Source organism: Streptomyces sp. cf386 (assembly GCF_900103585.1).
Classification (GTDB): domain Bacteria; phylum Actinomycetota; class Actinomycetes; order Streptomycetales; family Streptomycetaceae; genus Streptomyces.
Window position 1 is genome coordinate 38,980 of sequence record NZ_FNHV01000019.1, and the last position, 18,213, is coordinate 57,192.

The window sequence follows — 18,213 nt, forward strand, 5'->3', positions numbered from 1 at the left end:
ACCGGAGGCTCGTGCCGCCACAGCCCTAAGGGACTGTTAGGACTTGGTTCGCGATGTTGAACGGCCCCGTCGTGCCATCGACTCTGTGTGCTCCCGGGCCTCAGACAAGGGAGTTTTCGATGGCCACACAGACCACGGCAGCGGGCGCGCAGGACACGCGCCGCAGCGAGCGCAGGGTCGTCAGCAACATCGTGCGCGGATCGATCGGCAACCTGATCGAGTGGTACGACTGGTACGCGTACACCGCGTTCAGCGTGTACTTCGCCGCCGCGTTCTTTCCGTCCGGCGACCAGACCGCCCAACTGCTCAACACCGCCGCGGTGTTCGCCGTCGGCTTCCTGATGCGGCCGATCGGCGGCTGGGTGCTGGGGCGGTACGCCGACCGTCGTGGGCGACGCTCGGCCCTGACCCTGTCGGTGACGCTCATGGCGGCCGGTTCGCTGATCGTGGCGCTGACGCCGTCCTACGGCGCGATCGGGGTCGCGGCGCCGGTGCTTCTGGTGACGGCGCGGCTGCTGCAGGGTCTGTCCGTCGGAGGTGAGTACTCGACCTCGGCCACGTACATGTCGGAGGTGGCCTCGCCCGGTCGGCGTGGCTACTACTCCAGTTTCCAGTACGTCACGCTCATCGCCGGCCAGCTGACGGCGCTCGGCCTGCAGATCGTCCTGCAGCAGGTGCTCAGCGCCTCCCAGATGGAGGCGTGGGGCTGGCGGGTCGCGTTCGTCGTCGGGGCCGCGGGGGCGATCGTCGTGCTGTGGCTGCGGCGCGGCATGGACGAGTCGGAGAGCTTCGAGCGCGCGGCGGCCGAGGAGAGCGCGAAGGGGACGGGTGACGGGCCTGCCCGCGGCAGTCTGCGGATGCTGCTGTCCTACCCCCGTCAGTGCATGGTCGTCGTCGGGCTGACCATGGGCGGCACGCTGTTCTTCTACACCTACACCACGTATCTGCAGAAGTTCATGGTCAACACCAGCGGCATCGCCAAGCCGACGGCGGCCTGGATCAACTTCTTCGCGCTGCTGGTGTTCGTGCTGCTGCAGCCGGTGATGGGGCTGCTGTCGGACCGGGTGGGGCGGCGGCCGATGCTGATCGCGTTCGGTGCGCTGGGCGCCGTGGTCGTGGTGCCCTCGCTCACGCTGCTGTCCCGCACCAGTGACCCCGTGTACGCGTTCCTGCTGATGGTCGGGCCGCTGGCGGTCAGCTCGCTGTACACCTCGATCAGCGCGGTGGTGAAGGCCGAGCTGTTCCCGACCTCGATCCGGGCGCTGGGCGTCGGTCTGCCCTACGCGCTGACCGTGGCCCTGTTCGGCGGGACCGCGGAGTACGTCGCCCTGTGGTTCAAGGACGCCGGGCACGAGAGCTGGTACTTCTACTACGTCACCGCCTGTGTCCTGATCTCGCTGCTCGTCTACATTCGGATGCGCGAGACGTCGGACGGATCGCCGCTGGAGAGCGAGGCAAAGGGCTGACTGGGAGGGTGGCGACCGTGCGCGTGCTGCTGGCCGAGGACGACGACGGGGTGGCGGGTGCGCTGACCGAGGTCCTGTACGAGCACGGTCATCTGCCCACGCGGGTGCGGCGCGGCGAGGAGGTCCTCGCCCGCCACCGCCAGGCCGACCTGCTGCTGCTCGACCTCGGCCTGCCCGACCTGGACGGGCTGGAGGTGCTGCGCAAGCTGCGCGCGGTGAGCGGTCTGCCGGTGGTGGTCCTCACCGCGCGGGGTGACGAGCGGTCGGTGGTGCGCGGCCTGCGGCTGGGCGCCGACGACTACCTCGTCAAGCCGGTACGGCTGGCCGAGCTGCTGGCCCGCATCGAGGCGGTGACCCGCCGCGCCGCGACCCGCGCCGCACCGGCGCCGCGTACGGTCCTCGCCGGTGACGTGGAGGTCGACCTCGACGCGCGCCGGGTGACGGTGGGCGGGGCCGAGGTGCGGCTGACCACCAAGGAGTTCGCGGTGCTCGCCGCGCTGGCGGCCCGGTCGGGGACGGCGGTCAGCCGCCAGCAGCTGATGGACGAGGTGTGGGGCGACGCGTATCTGGCGGTGTCCCGCTCGCTCGACGTCCATCTCACCCAGCTGCGGGCCAAGCTCGGCCGCCCCGAGGTGCTGACCACGATCCGGGGCTTCGGCTACCGGTTCGGCGGCTGAGCCGGGCCCATGCGTACTCGGGTCCTGACCGTCGTCCTGGCCTTCGCCGTGCTCGCCGTGGCCGGGTTCGCCGTCCCGCTGCTCGGCGTCACCGCCACCCAGCGCACCGAGCAGCTCGTCGCGGCTCGCGCCGCCGACCTCGACCGCTTCGCCGGACTGGCCGACCAGGCGGCCGAGAGCGGCGACACCGGTGCGTTGACCGCCGAGACCACCCGTTACACCGAGCTGTACGGGGAGGCGGTAGTGGTCGTCGACGCCCGCCGCGCCCCGGTGGTGCAGACGGGCGGCATGCGCGCCGCCGACCCGGCGGTCGCCCGCCTCGTCGACGCGGCGCTGCGCAACCAGCCCGTCTCACCCGGGGGCACGCTGCGCCCCTGGTCCCGTGGCGGGAAGCTGCTCGCCCGCCCGGTGGGCACGGGCACTCGGGTGTCCGGTGCGGTGGTGCTGCGCGCCTCGGTGCGGGACGCCGCCGACGACATCGCGCTGCGCTGGGCGCTGGTCCTGGCGGGTGCGGCCATGTTCGCCGTGGCGTGCGTGCTGCTCGCGCGGGCCGCGACGCGGTGGGTCGTACGCCCGCTCCACCACCTGGACCGTGCGGTCGGCGCGCTGGCGGCCGGGCTGCCCGCCGAACACGCCCGGGCCGGTGGGCCGCCCGAGCTGCGCCAGCTGGCCACCGGCTTCAACCGCATGGCCGACGCGGTGACCACCGCGCTGGAACAGCAGCGCCGCCTGGTGGCCGACACCTCGCACCAGTTGCGCAACCCGCTCGCCGCGTTGCGCCTGCGCATCGACTCGCTCCAGCCCCGTCTGCCGGCCTCCGCCACCCGCACGTACACGGGCGTGACCGGCGAACTCGAACGCATGGAGCACCTCCTGGACGACCTGCTGGCCCTCGCGAACGCCGAGCACCGCGCCGGGGAGCTGGCCGTGACGGGCGAGCGGCAGGCATGGTGCGACGCGACGGCGGTCGCCGCGGCCCAGGCCCAGCTGTGGCGGCCGGTGGCCGAACAGGCGGGAGTCCGGCTGGAGTTCGCCCCCGGCCCCGTCGTCCTCATGACCTGCACGGAGGGCGAACTGGCCCAGGTGGCCGACATCCTGCTCGACAACGCGATCAAGTACGCCGGGGAGGGCGCCCGTGTCGAGTCGCGCTGCTTCGCCGACGGCCCGGACGCCGTGTTCGAGGTACGGGACGACGGTCCGGGCCTGGCCACTGCCGAACTCACCCAGGCGGGCATCCGCTTCTGGCGCTCGGAGCGCCATCGCGACGTACGCGGCAGCGGACTCGGCCTGGCGATCGCCGAACAGTTGGTGGCCGGCCACGGCGGACGCGTCGAGTTCGCCACGGCCGACCCGCAGGGCCTGTGCGTCCGGGTCGTACTCCCCCGCGCCGGTCACGGAGCATCCGGCCCGAAGGGATGTACGGCATGACCGGCCCCACCCGCCGCACCGTCCTGCGGGCCGCGCTCGGCACGGCGTGCACCGGGCTGGTGGCAGCCGCCGCGGTGGCCGACGCCCGGCACGCGGACCGTGGCCCGCAGGGCAGGCTGCGGATCGCGACCGGCGAGTCCGGCAACTTCTACGCGGCCTTCGGCCAACTGCTCGCCGACCAGGTGAGGGCCGTCTATCCCCGGCTGTCCTGCGAGGTGATCAACAGTGAGGCCTCCGTGGCCAACATCCGGCTGCTCCAGTCTGGCCGGGCCGAGGTCGCGCTGGCCCTGGCCGACATCGCGTGGGCCGCCTACGGTGGCTCGGCACCGTTCGGCCGCCGGGTCCCGCTGCGGGCGATCGGCCGAGTCTACGAGAACTACCTTCAGCTGGCCGTGCGCGCCGAGGCGCCGATCCGCACCGTCGCCGACCTGGCGGGGCGCACCGTCTCGCTGGGCGCGCCCGCATCCGGCGGCGCCGTACTCGGCGACCGGCTGCTGCGGGCGGCGGGCCTGACCCCGGGCGCCGATGTCCGCGTACGCCACCTGTTGCTGCCGCGGGCCGCACAGGCGATGCGGGACGGCGCGATCGACGCCCTGCTCGTGTCCGGCGGCCTACCGCTGCCGACGCTCTCCGGCCTCGACACCCGGAGCGGCATCCGCCTCCTGCCGCTGGCCGACCTGCTCCCCCGCCTGCGGGCCGGTACGGACAGCCCCGGGCCGGGCCTCGAGGCGGTGACCGTACCGGCCGGGGCGTACCGCGGCACTCCCGAGGTGACCACCATCGGCGTGGCCAACCTCCTCCTGTGCCGCCCCGACCTGCCCGCCCCCGTCGCCGCCGCCCTCACCGACGTCCTGGTGCGCCGGGCCACCCACCTCGTCCCCACCACGGCCCTCGGCACCCAGTTCCTCGACGTCCGCAGTCTGATCTCCACCGGGGTCGTGCCGCTGCATCCCGGGGCGGTCGTCGCGTACCGCGACCTGCACGGATGAGCACGCGCCCCGTCAGCCCTCGCTCCGTCCCCGCGCGGGCGCTCCCGGCTCCGGGGCCTTCTGAGGCTCCACCGGAACCGTGTCGATGATCCAGACATCGCGGCCTCGATCGGCCATGACCGCGCAGAGGGCAAGCAGGAGGGCGCCGGCTGCGACCGCGACAGCCACCAGGAGTGCGCCCTCGGTGCCGTGGGTTGCCGCAAGGGAGCCCGACAGGGCCTGCCCGGCCGCTGTGCCGAGCGGGCCGCCGGCGCACAGGATGGTCATGGCGAGCGCGGCCCGCCGCACAGGGGCCAGACGTTCGGTCAGGGCGTAGAGGCTGATCATGTAGGGAGCGACGGTGCATCCGGCCACGGCGACAGCGGCGGGCAGGGAGACCGTCCGCGCCCCGGCGAACAGCACCAGCATGCCCGCGAAGAGCACCGCGGCGAACGTGAGGTACCGGGCGCGCAGTGAGAACCGCTGCGGCAGCCAGGCACACGCGGCCCCGGCCAGCGCGCTTCCGATGCCGAACTCCGCGTAGACGAGTCCCGCCGCGCCCGGCTCCCCGATGGTGTCGGCGTACACGGTGACGGCCGTCTGGACGGCACCGAAGACCGCGCCCATCGCGACCATCGCCAGGAACATGACGGCCAGCGGGCGCCGGGGCAGGGACGGCTTGCGGTGTTCCGCCGAGGGGGGTCGGGGGCTGTCGCGGTGGGCGTGGAGCAGGGCGAAGGGCAGCGTGGCGGTGGCGATCAGGACCATGGTCAGTACCGCGGGTGCCAGTGGGCCGGCCGACGCGAGCAATCCGACGACCGCGGGTCCGGCGACGAAGCTCACCTCGTCGGCTGCCGCCTCGTACGACAGGGCCGCCGACAGCAGCTGCCGCTCGCCGTGCGAACGCAGGAGCCGTGACCAGTGGACCCGGACGAGGGGACCGACCTGGGGCTGGGTGAGCCCGACCAAGGTCGCCGCGACCAGCATGCCCGCCCGCGTGCCGTGGCTCGCGGCCAGCAAGCCCGCCCAGGCGGCGAAGTTGGCCAGGGGCGCGAGAACTCCGACGGTCCGGTGGCCGTGGCGGTCGGCCAGGGCGCCGACGGCGGGGCCGCCCACGGCCATGGCGGTGCTCTGTGCCGCGGTGGCAAGGCCCGCGAAGGCGTAGCTGTGGGTCGACGACTGAAGCAGGATGAGCGTGGACAGGGCCGAGGACGCGTACGGCAGGCGGGCCAGGAATCCCAGCGGGAAGAAGCCCACGCCTGCCACACGCAGCAGGGAGCGGTAGGACACTGATGTCTCCATCGGGTACGCCGAGGAGACGCGCTACCCAGCCACCAGCGCGCCGGCGGACCCGATTCCGGCGGCACCGTATTGCACACGGCTGATGGCTGTACAGGTCCGTCGCTGTGAGCGCCTACGTGCCGACTGCCGCCTCTCCGGTCACGAGCGGGGCTTGCGCGTCGCGGCGAAGACGTCGGCAGCCGCGAGGTCGAAGTCTCCGTGATCGCTGCCGAGGCCCTGGGCCACCAGTGCCGCGGCAGCGCAGCCGAGGACGGCGGAGTCGTACGGTGTGCGGCCCAGGCCCATGCCCCGCACGAAGCCGGCCGAGAACGCGTCGCCGCAGCCGGTGGTGTCCACCACGTCGATCGCGAAGGCGGGGACCTGCTCGGTGCCCTCCGGGGTCACGAGCAGCGCGCCGTCGCCGCCCCGCGTGACCGCGACCAGGCCGACGCCGGCGTCGAGGAGCTTGTGCGCGCCCGCGGCCAGGTCCTCCTCGCCGGTGAAGCCGAGGACCTGGTCCTCGTTCGGCAGCATGTGGTCGACGTACGGCAGCGCCGCCGCGATCTGCTCGAAGCTGCCGAGCACGCCGGGTGCGAGAAGGTCCACGGAGGTGACCACGCCGTGTTCCTTCGCGTACGACAGGACGCGCGTGGCGGTGTCGACGCCGATGAGCTCGGGGCCGCCCAGGTGCAGGTGGGTCGCCTCGGCGAGGGCGCCCCAGGGCACGTCGTCGGGGCCGTAGGTGATGTTGGCGCCGAGGAGGTGCAGCGACGGTCGATCACCATTGGGGCGGATGGGCAGGACGCTGGCCGAGGTGGGGGTGTCCGTGCGGCGGACGAGGAATCGGGTGTCGATGCCGGCTGCGCCGAGGAGTTGGACCAGCATGTCGCCGGTGGGGTCGGACCCGATGGCCCCGGCGCTGCGTACGGAGGCGCCGAGCTTGGCGAGGGTGAGTGCCGTCCCGCCGGCGGTTCCGGCGGCGGTCATCCTGATGTCCTCCACCAGCGTGGCGCCCTGGCCCTCGGGTATCGCCTCCACCGGCCGCACCAGCACGTCCAGCACATGCACGCCCATCGTGACGACCTTCATCGTTTTCCCTCCTGCACAGGCGGTACGGGGTGGGTGGTGCCGTAGTTCCGGGCGATCGCGGCCTCGATCACCGCGAGTTGCTGATCCTCGTCCAGGACACGCGGCGTGCCGAGAGCGGCCGCGTGCCGGTAGACGCCGCACGCCCACTCCAGCAGCAGCGCGTGCTCGACCGCCTTGTCCAGCGTCGTGGCGTGGGTGAGCGCGCCGTGGCTGGCCATCAGCGCGGCACTGCGGCCCTCCAGTGCCGTGAGGACCGACTCGGCGAGTTCCGGTGTGCCGAAGGTGGCGTACGGGGCCACGCGCACCGAGCCGCCCAGCGCGAGCAACTGGTAATGGACACAAGGGAGTTCATCGAGCACGCAGGACAGGGCGGTCGCCATCGGGGCGTGGGTGTGGACGACCGCGCCCGTGCCGTAGCGGTGGTAGACGCCCAGGTGCAGGTCGAGTTCCGAGGTGGGCTGGAGGGTCCCGGCCACCACGTTTCCGTCGAGGTCGACCACGGTCACCTGGTCGTCGGTCAGTTCGGCGAGTACCGCGCCGGTCGCCGTGATGGCGACACGGTCCTCCACCCGCACACTGACGTTGCCTGCCGTGCCGATGAGCAGTCCCTCGGCCCCCAGCCGACGACACGCCTCGGCCACGGCGGCGCGTTCCTGACCCAGCACCGAGCTTGAGTCGGTCATGTCCGCGACGGTAGCGTAAACCTGAAACAATGTCATGTTCAGGTTCGGAGGCTGTGCATGGGTGATCCGGCACCTCCCGAGCAGGGCGGCACCTGGCCCGTTCCGCTGCGCCGCACTCCCCGACAGGCGCGCAGCAAAGCACGGTTGGCCCGGGTCCTTCAGGCCGCCGAACGGGTCCTGGTCCGGGAAGGGGTCCAGGCGCTCACCACGACCAGGGTCGCGGCGGAGGCGAACGTCTCGGTCGGTTCGCTGTATCAGTACCTGCCCGACCGCGACGCCATCATCGACGCGCTCGCGGCCGGGTACCTCGCCCGGCTCGAGGCCGCGATGGACGATCTGGTCCGCACGGCCGCCGCCGAGCAGTGGGACGACCCCGTCGGTGTGCTCATCGACGCCTACGCCGCCATCTACCGCACCGAGCACGGCTTCCGCGCGCTGTGGTTCGGCAGCAGCCTCACCGAGCAGACCCGGGCGGCGGACCGTGAGCACAAACGCCGGATGGCGGACGGTGTCCGGCGTGTCCTCCTGGCTCTCGGCATCGCCCGCGACGACGAGGCGCTCGGCCGGGCCTGCCACGCGGCGGTCCTCGCCGCCGACGCCCTCGCCCAGGAGGCGTTCCGTCGTGACCCCGAGGGCGATCCGGGCCTCCTCGACGAGGCCGGGATCATGCTGCGCGGGTATCTGGCCGATGTCTCCGCACGGGGTCGATGACTTCGGGCTCCGAGGCGGCGCGGATTCCGGCTCTGCCATGCTGGCGTCGTGCCGAAACCCACTCCTGTCACCCCGGACGCGCCCACCCGCATACGCACTCCGCTGCTCACCCAGGAGTGGCTCGACCTCGCCTTCGTCCACTGGGCCGTCGAACCGGACTCCGTGGCGGGACTGTTGCCGAGAGGGACCGTTCCGGACACGCATGACGGGGTCACGTACGTCGGGCTCGTGGCCTTCCGGATGCATCGGGTCGGCTGGCTGCGGCTGCCCGGGGTGCCGTATCTCGGGACCTTTCCCGAGACCAACGTCCGCCTGTACTCCGTGGACGCGCACGGGCGACGCGGTGTCGTGTTCCGGTCGATGGACGCCGCACGGCTGATCCCGGTCGTGATGGGGCGCGTCGGCTTCCGGCTGCCGTACCTGTGGTCCCGGATGACCGTGCGCACGGCCGGTGACACCGTCACCTACACCAGTTCCCGGCGCTGGCCCGGCCCGCGCGGCGCGTACAGCCGTATCTCCGTGCGGCCCGGTGAACGCATCGAGGAACCCACCGAGCTGGAGCACTTCCTCACCGCCCGCTGGGGCATGCACAACGCCTTCTTCGGCGGGCCCGAGCAGCTGGCGTACCTGCCCAACCAGCACCCTCGCTGGCCGCTGTACCGCGCCGAGCTGATCACCTGCGAGGAGAACCTCGTCACCGCGGGCGGGCTGCCCGCTCCGAGCACCGCTCCGGTCAGCATCCTGTACTCCCCCGGCGTCCCTGTCCGCCTGGGCCGCCCTGCGCGTCCCGCGGGCATTCCCACCCCGTGATCGGTGTGCGCGTGTCGAATTCCGGAGCTCGGCGCCGACGTATCGGATGAGGGCTGGGGCCGCGCCGAGCGGCCGGACAGTCTCCAGCCGATCAGGACGGAGTTCGATCATGTTGCTGAAGGACAAGGTCGCGGTGGTGTACGGCGCGGGCGGCTCCATCGGCGGAGCGGCGGCGCGCGCCTTCGCCCGCGAGGGGGCCCGGGTCTTCCTCGCCGGGCGCACGGCGGCATCGCTGGACAGGCTTGCCGAGGGTGTCCGTGCCGCGGGTGGTACGGCGGAGACCGCCGTGGTCGACGCGCGGGAGGCGGCGGCGGTCGACTCATTCGTCGACGACATCGCGGCACGGACGGGGCGGCTCGACATCTCGTTCAACGCCATCGGCTACGGAGATGTCCAGAAACCGCTGATGGAGATCTCCGAGGCGGACTTCCTCCAGCCGATCGTGACCGCGATGCGGTCGCAGTTCCTGACGACCCGGGCCGCGGCACGGCACATGGCCTCGCGCGGTACGGGAGTCATCCTCGTCTTCGGCGGCGGTGGGCCGCAGACGCTGCCCGGCCTCGGGGGCTTCAAGATCGCGCTGGACGCGTTGGAGGGGCTGCGCCGCCAGTGGGCCGTCGAGCTGGGCCCGCAGGGCGTCCGGGTCGTGACGCTGAAGTCCGGAGGGGTGCCGGAGAGCCTGCCCGACGGGTTCCCCGGCAGCAAAGAGATCGTCGACAGCCTGGTCGAGGCGACGCAGCTCGGCCGGGCGGCGACCCTCGCGGACGTCGGTGACGTGGCCGCCTTCGTCGCCTCGGACCGGGCGCGCACGCTCACCTCGACCGACGTGAACATCTCCTGCGGCGCCATCGTGGACTAGGGCCTGTTTCATAAGCCCGTTTCGTTTCGAGTCCGCGGTCAGTCGGCGGCGAGGATGTCGGAGAGGCTTACGGCGGGGCGGCCAAGCATTGCTGTCAGCACGCGCTGCTGGCGCTCGGTCAAAGAGGCAACGAAGATTACCGCGTCAGCTTTGGCTTGGTCGCACGCCTGAGCCACCTCGCGGACCTTTCCATAGCTCAGCAGAGTCCGCGAGGAGTAGGGCAGGCCCATCTTCTGAACCCCGCCGTCCGAGACGCCTCGCCGCTGCACAATGTGCACGATGACCCGAGCACCCCGCGCTGCCAGTTCTGCAGCTGCCGACGTCATGAGCGCTTCGAAGTCCTTCTGCTTCGCCGAGAAGTAGCCAACCAGAACCACATCAGCCCCGGCAGCCGTGAGCTGCGAGGACTGGCGCCGGACCCGCTCCGGTGGCACGCGGCGAGCAAGGCGCCGGTCGCGCCGTCTGGGCTGATGCATGGACCACAGGCTAGAAGCCCGGGCACCTGCAGCGATACCGCGTTTCTCCCTGGCCGAGGTTGGCCGAGCAGATCAGAGCCATTCGTTGATGACGGCGATGGTGACGGTGGCCTCGTAGCGGACGGCCAGCCTGTCGTACCTGTGGCCACCGCTCGATGGCGCTTGAGGCGGTTGATCCCGCATTCGACCGCATGGCGCTCGCGGTAGTCGACCTTGTCGAACTTCGGCGGACGGCCGCCTCGGGTGCCGAGCTTCTTGCGGTTGCGGACCTGGTCGGACTTCTCCGGAATCGTGCAGCGGATCCCACGTTTGCGCAGGTAGTCGCGGTTGGCTCGGGATCCGTAGGCCTTGTCTGCCCGCACTCGCCCTGGGCGGCGGCGCGGCCTGCCGACGCCCACGCGCGGCACCCGGATGCGCTCCAGGACCGGCTTGAACTGGGGGCTGTCATGTCGCTGGCCGGCGGTGACCAGGAAGGACAGCGGCTTCTGTCCGTGCTCGACCGCCAGGTGCACCTTCGTGGTCAGTCCACCGCGTGAGCGTCCGAGCCCGTGGTCGGCGGGCTCGGCTACGGCTCCGCCGGGTTTGTCCCGCTGCAGATCCCCCTTTTGCGGGCGCCTGCAGCGTGCTGATGTGCCCGCGCGACCGTGGAGTCCACGCTCACGTCCCAGGTGATCAGACCTCTTGCGTCGGCTTCAGCCTGCAGCTGGGTGAGGATCCGGCTCCAGGTTCCGTCGCGCTGCCAGCGCCGAAAGAGGCCCTAGACGGTCTCCCACTCGCCGTAGCGTGAGGGAACGTCGCGCCAAGGCGCTCCGGTCCGCGTCCGCCAGCGTATGCCGTTAATCAGCTGCCGTTTGGACAAGACCGGAGGCCGCCCCGGCTTCATGCCCACCGGCAACAACGGCTCCAGCCTGGCCCATTGCTCGCTCGTCAGATCTCCACGCCCCACGAGTGGATCATGACAAACCTTGATCCACTTATGAAACAGACCCTAGGACGCCGCCACGGACCTCTTGGGCGCCCCGCGAAAGCGAGGGGCCCGAACCGGGAAGTCCGGTCCGGGCCCTGGGGAACGTCACCGCGTCAGGCGGCGTTCCGGTGTGTCGTCACCGTCATCGGGTGCGGCGCCTGGTGCGCATCAGCAGCAGGCCGCCGCCCATGAGGAGGACGGCGCCGGCCGCGGCCGGCCACACAGTGGTGCCCGTCTCGGCCAGGTCGCCCCCGACCGCCTGCGGCTTCGTCCCCAAGCTGTCCTCGGTGTCGTCGCCGACAGCGGCGGGCTGTGTCTGCTGCGCAGCGTCGCCCTCGTCGTCGTTGCCCGAGCCGCCCTGGGCCGGAGCGGTCGCGTCCGCGTCGGCCGACGGGGTTCCGGAGGACTTGGGCGCCACCGTGCTCGACACGGTGGGCTTGTCGTCCTTCGCCGGTTCGGTGGCGGGCACGTCGTTGCCGGGCTCGTCGTTCCCGGGTGCCTCGGTGGCCGGCTCTTCCGTCGCCGGCTCCTCGGTGGCGGGGTCGTCGGTCGCCGGCGGGTCCGTCTGCTCGTTCCCGCCGTTGCCGTCGCCGGGCGCCGTCTCGTCGTCATCGGCGGGCGGGGTGGTGGGCGCTTCGGTCGGCTGCTGGGTCGGCTCCTCCTGGCCCGGGTCGCCACCGTCACCGTCCCCGCCGTCACCGTCGCCGGCTCCTGCTCCGCACTTCCGACCCTCGTTGATGCAGTCCACCATCTGCCCCATCAGGCCCTCGTCGAAGACGTTGATGAAGTCGCCGTGATCGGTGACCGGCTTGTGCAACTGCTCGGGGAAGGAGTCCACGGCGAACAGCGGGGTCGTCTTCCCGCCGTCCTGGAGGCTGGGCGCGTCGACGTCGTACACGATCCGCTGCACCAGCTGCGGGATGGCCTGGAAGCCGTTCGCACAAGTGCCGTCGGCCGCCGCGAACGCCACGTGGGTGCGGTGGTTGGCGCTGTCGATGTTCTGTCCGTCCCAGCAGCTCTGGAACTTGAAGGTGCGCACCACGTCGCTGCCCTGCGGGCACAGCGGGTACTTGTCCTTCAGCTGCCGGTCCTCGAAGCCGGTGCAGCTCCAGGAGGCGTTGGCGTTGGCGGTGCCGTTGACGAACGCCTTGGCGTCGCCGGTGATGATGCGCAGCAGTCGCGGCATCTCGGTGACTTTGCCGCGCGGGCTGCCGACGAACGTCATCGTCACTGCCTTGGGCGTGACGATCTCACCGGCGTTGCCCTCGATGCCGCCGCCGGGCGAGTTGGCGTCCTGCTCCTGGGCGCCGTTCTGCAGACGCAGGACCGGCCAGAAGTAGGAGGACTTGTCGCCCTGGTCGACACAGGTCGTCTCGGCGCCGGCCAGGTCCTCGTCGCTCGCGAAGGCGTCGTTGGACTGGTTGCCGACGTAGTCGTGGAAGTGGTGGGCGCCGTTGGAGACACCGGGGGCCACGATGACGTTGTCGGAGTTGAACAGGCCGTTCTCGTTCACGCCGCAGCTGGTGGCGAAGGTGCCGCGGGAGGCGCCCTTCTGGGCGTCCTGGCCGGCCACGTTCGGCTGCACGGTCTTGATGTCCGCGAAGTCCGCCGCGACCGGGCCGTTGCCGGCCTGGCCACCATTTCCGGCCTGGCCTGCGTCACCGGTCTGGCCGCCGTTCTCGGGCTGCTGGTCGCCCTGGTCCTCGCCCGCCTGGTTGTCGCCGCCCTCGTTCTGGCCGGCGTCGCCCTGGTCGCCGTTGCCGCTCTCGGCGGCGCGCAGGGTGCAGGGCGCGAGGGACTCCAGGCCTTGTGGCCGTTCCCCCGCGCCCTCGATGGCGATGGCGATGCGTTCGATCGTCGCCGTGCGCTTGTCCTTCAGCGGAATCATGATCGCGCTGTCGGCGAAGCCCGCGTCCTGCTGGACGGCCTGGGCCGACTCCAGCAGGCGCTGGTAGGCGTCGGCTATCTGCTGGTCCAGGAGGGCGAGTTCCTTGGCGACGTCCTCCTTCGCCGCATCCGGCACGGCCGTCAGCTTGCTGCCGACGTCCGGGCAGTCGATCGTGCCGGCCGGGGAGGACAGCGTCCGGGCCTGTTCGGTTCCGCCGTCCTCGGTGGCCGAGGCGTAGACGTTGGCCGCAACCAGGCCGCCGCCGCCCAACATCAGCGCGACCGCTGCAAAGGTCGCGCGCCGTGCGCCCGTGGGGCGTCTTCGCGTGCTGCGTCCCAAGGAAGTACTCCTACGCCTCGTCGTGGTCAGGGCATGAAAATCCCCCGGCCTAATACGGAGGCGCGCGGCGTTGTGTTCAACCGCCTCACAGATTCACAGAAATTCCTTACAACGGAGGTCAGTTCATGAGGCCGGCGGCGAGCGTCGCGCCCAGTTCCCAGCAGGCCTCGGTGTCGGTCTTGCCCGGCTCGCCCGTCACCGTCACGGGTTGTGCGGCGCGGCGCCAGTCGAGGCCGGTCGTGATGGTGTCGATCGCCCTGACGGCCCCGGTGACGTCGCTGCCGCCGTGCACGTAGTAGCCGAAGGGCCGGCCTCGGGTCGCGTCCAGGCACGGGTAGTAGATCTGGTCGAAGAAGTGCTTGAGGGCCCCGGAGATGTAGCCGAGGTTCGCCGGGGTGCCCAGCAGGTAGGCATCGGCTTCCAGTACGTCGGTGGCCGTGGCCGACAGTGCGGGTCGCCGCACGACCTGGACGTTCTCGATCTCCGGCGCCGTGGCACCGGAGACGACGGCTTCGAGCATGGCCTGGCAGTTGGGCGAGGGGGTGTGATGGACGATCAGCAAGGTAGGCACATCCGAACCCTGCCGCCGCGCCGCCGGTGGACGCAACCGCGACGGTTCAGTCGGCGGCCTGTGCGGGGCTCTGCTCCTCCGCCGGTTCTGGCGTGGTTGCCGAGAAGGGGTTGACCCTGGCGACCGCGCACGACAGCTGCTCCTGGACGGCTTCGGGCAGCGCGTCGCCCTTCACGGCGGTGACCAGGTCTCCGGCCAGCGAGTGCAGTTTGGTGTTGGTGTTCTGGGAGGCCGCGACGAGGACCGTCCAGGCCTCCTCGGAGGTCAGGCTGAACGAGGCCATCAGGATGCCCCGGGCCAGGTCGATGGTCGGCCGGGTCTGCATGGCCCGGCGCAGCTGGGCGACTTCGATCCGCAGGTCGCGATCGGCGACTTCGGGCGCTGCCATGTGCTGGTCGTGCCGGTCCGCGGCGTCCTCTCCGACCGGGCCCGAGTGGGGGAACAGCGTCCGCGTGCCGGACAGAGTGAGCAGGCGATCGACTGCGGAACCGGTGGAGTGGACGGTGACCGTCTTGGCCTGCTCCAGCGCTCGGTGGCGCAGGCCGAGCAGGATGTTGAGGGCGGAGCAGTCGCAGAAGGTGACGTCCTCGAGGTCCAGGTCGATGCCGCGGACCGAGCGGCTCAGGGCTTCGCGCAGGACGCTTCGGAACTGCTCACTGGTGTCGAGATCGAGTTCTCCACGGATCTTCACGATGATCCGGTCGCCGTCCCGGCGCAGGCCGGTGACCAGCGGGCGCTGTGACACCGCCGCCGTTACGCCTGCGGTGTCCGCACGGTTGGCACTGCCTCCGCCAGGGGGGTGTGCAGAGGACGCGAGCTCTGGCATGACCGCCTCTCCTTCAGCTGCTCCCCATCTCGCTACCAGACTGAACCGGAACTACAGGACACGTCAATAGATACATGAAATGTAGTGCGTGTTTTTGTATACGTGAACAACCAGTCGTAGTCTTGGTCCATGGACGGAGTCCCTGAGCCGCACACCGGATGGACGTTCCTGACGAACCATGCCCGCGTACTGGCGGCCATCGCCGACAACCCGAACGTCCGGATCCGGAATATCGCCGCGCACTGCCGACTCACGGAACGTGCGGTTCAGAAGATCATTTCTGATCTTGAGCGGGACGGCTATCTGTCCCACACCCGCGAGGGACGCACCAACACCTACCTGATCGACCCCGACAAGGTGCTGCGTCACCCCGCCGAAGCCGGACTGCCCGTCGCCGCACTGCTCTCGCTGCTCGTGCAGGACGAGGCCGCCCGCAGCACGGTCTCCGATCAGTTGAGGGCTGCGCGTCAGCGGATGCCGATCGACGGCGAATGAGCGGTCGCCGCACCAGCTCGCGGACGCGGCACCCCTGACCGGGGCTCAGCAGAGCACGCGCAGCGCTCCCGGCAGGACTCTCACCGTGACCGGCAGGATCGCCTCGACCTCGCCGTCCGCGCCGTAGGGCACCTCGCGGTCGGCCTCGATGCGGATCTCCCTGCCCCGCAGGATCCGCACCTGGGGGCGGTGGACGTGGGCGCCCGTCTTGAGGTCGTTCATCAGGGCGAAGAACAGCCGGCGGGGCGCCTCACGGATCATCACCACGTCCAGCAGGCCGTCGTCCACACGGGCATCGGGGGCGATGAGGCGGCCGGAGCCGTAATAGCCGGAGTTGGCGGCGACGACCGTGTAGCCGGTGTGCGGGTGTTCCACGCCGTCGACGGTGACCCGGTAGCGGGCCGGGCGCCAGGTGGTGACGGCGCGCAGTCCCCCGGCGTAGTAGGAGGCCGCCCCGCGCAGCAGTGTGGCGTTGTTGGCGTGGCGGTTGGCGAGTGCGTCGACGCCCGCGTACACGCTGCCGAGGACCACCGTGCGGTCGTGGACGGCCGACTCGACCTCGATGGTGTCGACGTTGCGGGGCTCGTGGTGGAGCAGCACCCGTGCGAGTGCCGTCGGGTCGGTGGGCAGGTTCAGCGCCCGGGCGAAGTCGTTGCCGCGGCCGGCCGGGACGAGGCCGAGCAGGGCGTCGGTGCCGCTGAGGGCTCCTCCGACGCCACCGGCGATCCCGTCACCGCCGACGGCGAGCACCACCCGGCCCCGCTGCCCGGCGTCCCGGGCGAGCTCCCGGGCGTGGTCCAGGCTGCGGCTGTACTCGGTCTCGAGGCCGGCCCCGGCCTCCCGCAACTGCCGGGCCACCTGCAGCAGCGCGGCCGCTGAGGCGGACCCGCCGGCCGTGGGGTTGACGATGGCGGTGAACTGTCGCATCGGTGTGCCTTTCGGGCCGACGGGAGGGCGCTGCCGGAGGCGGGGCGGCGTGAGCGGAGGGAGTGCGTGGATGCGGGGTCGGTCGAGGGTCGGCAGGATCAGTCGAGGGGCAGCAGGACGCCGGGGTTGAGCAGTGCCGCCGGGTCCAGTCGGCGCTTCACCGCGCGCAGCGCCTCGATACCCAGGGGGCCGGCCTCACGGACGTACCAGTCCCGGTGGTCGGTGCCCACGCCGTGATGATGGCTGATGGTGCCGCCCGCGGCGAGGATCGCCTCGTTGGCCGCGTGCTTGGCCTTCTCCCAGTGCGCCACCGGGTCGTCGCCCTGTGCGGAGACGACGGTGAAGTACAGCGAGGCGCCGTTCTCGTAGACGTGCGAGATGTGGCACATGATCAGGGGCGGGGTGCCGGATTCGGTGAGCGTGGTGGTGAGGGCGTCACGGACGGACGCGTACAGCTCGGGGACGCGTGACCAGAAGGCCGCCGTCTCCAGTGTCTCGGCGAACGCCCCGGCGTCCAGCAGGGAGTCCCGCAGGTAGGGGGCCGAGTAGCGGCCGTGCGCCCAGCGCTGTCCCGGTTCCTCGCCGAGCGGGGTTCCGCCGCACTCGCGCAGGACGGCGGCGGCCTTCTCCCGGCGGTGCGAGGTGTCCTCGTCCGTGCCCTCGTAGCCGGTGATCGCCATGCATCCCGTGGGCTGCTGCCCGGCGACGGCGGCGCCGATCGCGTCGGGCTGGGCGAGGCCGATCAGCGTCTCGGTCTCGTCGGACAGCCGCAGCACCGTGGGGCGCGGCCCGTCCTGGGCGAGGCGGCGCAGTGCCGCGGCGCCTTCCTCGAAGGAGGCGAAGCGCCAGCCCTCGTACACGCATGTCTCGGGGACGGGGCGGATCCGTACCGTGACGGATGTGATGACGCCGAAGGCGCCTTCCGAGCCGAGGAGGAGCTGGCGGAGGTCCGGACCGGCTGCCGAGCGCGGGGCACGGCCGGTGTCGATGGTGCCCTCGGGGGTGGCGAGGGTCAGGCCCAGGACCATTTCGTCGAAGCGACCGTAGCCGGCGGACGCCTGGCCGCTGGAGCGGGCGGCGGCGAATCCGCCGATGGTCGCCCACTCGTAGGACTGGGGGAAGTGGCCGAGGGTGAAGCCGTGTTCGGCCAGCAGCGCCTCGGCCTGCGGGGCGCGCAGGCCCGGTTGCAGGGTGGCGGTGCGGGAGACCGGGTCGAGGGCGAGCAACTGGTCCATGCGGCGCAGGTCCAGGGCGACGAAGGGGCCCCGTCGGGCGGGGGCGAGGCCGCCGACGACGGAGGTGCCGCCGCCGAACGGGACCACGGGCAGGCCGTGCTCGGCGCAGACGCGCAAGACGGCGGCCACCTCGTCGTGGTCGGCGGGGAGGACGACGGCCGCGGGGATGTCGTCGACGTCGCCCTCACGCATCCGCAGCAGGTCGGGAGTGGACTTGCCGCGCGTGTGGCGGATCCGGGCCTCCGCGTCGAGGCGGACGTGCTCCTCACCACCCACGGCGCCGAACAGGGCCTGGCGGGCGGCGGGTTCGAGCCGCGGCTCGGGTACGGCGACGTCCTCCAGGGCGACCGGCCCGGCGGTGCGCGGCTTGACGCCGAGCAGATCGCGCAGCAGCCCCGTGACGCTCTCGGGCAGCGGCGCCGCCTTGGCCGGGTCGCCCCAGCCGCTCCACAACATGTCCATGGCGGTCGTCCTCACCGGTCGATTCGAGCGATGCCGTGTCCCGGACGGCCCCGCA

17 protein-coding genes and 1 pseudogene are annotated in these 18,213 nt (G+C 71.7%); 8 read left to right on the forward strand and 10 right to left on the reverse strand.

Going from position 1 to position 18,213, the window contains the following annotated elements; all coding sequences use genetic code 11:
• Positions 1 to 119: 119 nt before the first annotated feature.
• From BLU79_RS36845 to BLU79_RS36860, 4 genes are read left to right on the forward strand one after another with little or no spacing between them, the layout of a single operon-like run.
• Positions 120 to 1,466: an MFS transporter gene (locus BLU79_RS36845; RefSeq protein ID WP_093910352.1), complete on the forward strand. Its 1,347-nt coding sequence runs from the start codon at positions 120 to 122 to the stop codon at positions 1,464 to 1,466.
• 17 nt (positions 1,467 to 1,483) lie between these two features.
• Entirely contained in the window at positions 1,484 to 2,143 is a 660-nt protein-coding gene (locus BLU79_RS36850) for a response regulator transcription factor (RefSeq protein WP_093910450.1), read from the forward strand.
• Positions 2,144 to 2,152: 9 nt separating this feature from the next.
• Entirely contained in the window at positions 2,153 to 3,571 is a 1,419-nt protein-coding gene (locus tag BLU79_RS36855; RefSeq protein WP_093910353.1) for a sensor histidine kinase, read from the forward strand.
• The gene (locus BLU79_RS36860) at positions 3,568 to 4,560 is read left to right on the forward strand and encodes a TAXI family TRAP transporter solute-binding subunit (protein ID WP_093910451.1); all 993 of its coding nucleotides are present in this window, start codon (positions 3,568 to 3,570) and stop codon (positions 4,558 to 4,560) included. The genes BLU79_RS36855 and BLU79_RS36860 overlap by 4 nt, the downstream gene beginning before the upstream one ends.
• 12 nt (positions 4,561 to 4,572) lie before the next feature.
• Here the strand turns inward: BLU79_RS36860 and BLU79_RS36865 are convergent, their stop codons facing one another.
• The 3 genes from BLU79_RS36865 to BLU79_RS36875 form a co-directional block, all read right to left on the reverse strand.
• Entirely contained in the window at positions 4,573 to 5,829 is a 1,257-nt protein-coding gene (locus tag BLU79_RS36865) for an MFS transporter (protein WP_093910354.1), read from the reverse strand.
• Between the two features lie 150 nt (positions 5,830 to 5,979).
• A complete protein-coding gene (locus BLU79_RS36870) occupies positions 5,980 to 6,909 on the reverse strand; it encodes a carbohydrate kinase family protein (RefSeq protein ID WP_093910355.1) in 930 nt (309 codons plus the stop codon).
• Positions 6,906 to 7,592 carry a class II aldolase/adducin family protein gene (locus BLU79_RS36875; protein WP_093910356.1) on the reverse strand — a complete coding sequence of 229 codons (687 nt, stop codon included), beginning with the start codon at positions 7,590 to 7,592 and terminating at the stop codon, positions 6,906 to 6,908. Before BLU79_RS36875 ends, BLU79_RS36870 begins: the two co-directional genes overlap by 4 nt.
• A gap of 57 nt (positions 7,593 to 7,649) precedes the next feature.
• On the opposite strand from BLU79_RS36875, the gene BLU79_RS36880 reads away from it, so the two are divergent.
• The 3 genes from BLU79_RS36880 to BLU79_RS36890 all read left to right on the forward strand — a co-directional run bounded on the left by BLU79_RS36880 (position 7,650) and on the right by BLU79_RS36890 (position 9,972).
• Positions 7,650 to 8,303 carry a TetR/AcrR family transcriptional regulator gene (locus BLU79_RS36880; protein WP_093910357.1) on the forward strand — a complete coding sequence of 218 codons (654 nt, stop codon included), beginning with the start codon at positions 7,650 to 7,652 and terminating at the stop codon, positions 8,301 to 8,303.
• Positions 8,304 to 8,351: 48 nt separating this feature from the next.
• Entirely contained in the window at positions 8,352 to 9,113 is a 762-nt protein-coding gene (locus BLU79_RS36885) for a YqjF family protein (protein ID WP_093910358.1), read from the forward strand.
• Between the two features lie 109 nt (positions 9,114 to 9,222).
• Positions 9,223 to 9,972 (forward strand): SDR family NAD(P)-dependent oxidoreductase, encoded by a 750-nt coding sequence (locus BLU79_RS36890; protein ID WP_093910359.1) that lies wholly within the window; start codon positions 9,223 to 9,225, stop codon positions 9,970 to 9,972.
• A 38-nt stretch (positions 9,973 to 10,010) separates the two neighbouring features.
• On the opposite strand, the gene BLU79_RS36895 is transcribed toward BLU79_RS36890, so the two are convergent.
• The 5 genes and pseudogenes from BLU79_RS36895 to BLU79_RS36915 all read right to left on the reverse strand — a co-directional run bounded on the left by BLU79_RS36895 (position 10,011) and on the right by BLU79_RS36915 (position 14,958).
• Entirely contained in the window at positions 10,011 to 10,448 is a 438-nt protein-coding gene (locus BLU79_RS36895; protein WP_256333604.1) for an HflX-like GTP-binding protein, read from the reverse strand.
• A 72-nt stretch (positions 10,449 to 10,520) separates the two neighbouring features.
• Positions 10,521 to 11,331, reverse strand: a pseudogene (locus BLU79_RS36900) (IS5 family transposase).
• Between the two features lie 226 nt (positions 11,332 to 11,557).
• Positions 11,558 to 13,576, reverse strand: coding sequence for a DUF1996 domain-containing protein (locus BLU79_RS36905; RefSeq protein WP_093910360.1), 2,019 nt, complete (start codon positions 13,574 to 13,576; stop codon positions 11,558 to 11,560).
• A gap of 184 nt (positions 13,577 to 13,760) precedes the next feature.
• Entirely contained in the window at positions 13,761 to 14,213 is a 453-nt protein-coding gene (locus tag BLU79_RS36910; protein WP_093910361.1) for a flavodoxin family protein, read from the reverse strand.
• 46 nt (positions 14,214 to 14,259) lie between these two features.
• Entirely contained in the window at positions 14,260 to 14,958 is a 699-nt protein-coding gene (locus BLU79_RS36915) for an anti-sigma factor antagonist (RefSeq protein WP_256333605.1), read from the reverse strand.
• A gap of 210 nt (positions 14,959 to 15,168) precedes the next feature.
• On the opposite strand from BLU79_RS36915, the gene BLU79_RS36920 reads away from it, so the two are divergent.
• Positions 15,169 to 15,534 (forward strand): helix-turn-helix transcriptional regulator, encoded by a 366-nt coding sequence (locus BLU79_RS36920; protein ID WP_093910363.1) that lies wholly within the window; start codon positions 15,169 to 15,171, stop codon positions 15,532 to 15,534.
• A gap of 45 nt (positions 15,535 to 15,579) precedes the next feature.
• On the opposite strand, the gene BLU79_RS36925 is transcribed toward BLU79_RS36920, so the two are convergent.
• Complete coding sequence (locus BLU79_RS36925; protein ID WP_093910364.1) at positions 15,580 to 16,461, reverse strand: YegS/Rv2252/BmrU family lipid kinase; 882 nt, start codon at positions 16,459 to 16,461, stop codon at positions 15,580 to 15,582.
• A 98-nt stretch (positions 16,462 to 16,559) separates the two neighbouring features.
• Positions 16,560 to 18,158, reverse strand: coding sequence for an FAD-binding oxidoreductase (locus BLU79_RS36930; protein WP_093910365.1), 1,599 nt, complete (start codon positions 18,156 to 18,158; stop codon positions 16,560 to 16,562).
• Positions 18,159 to 18,213: the final 55 nt, after the last annotated feature.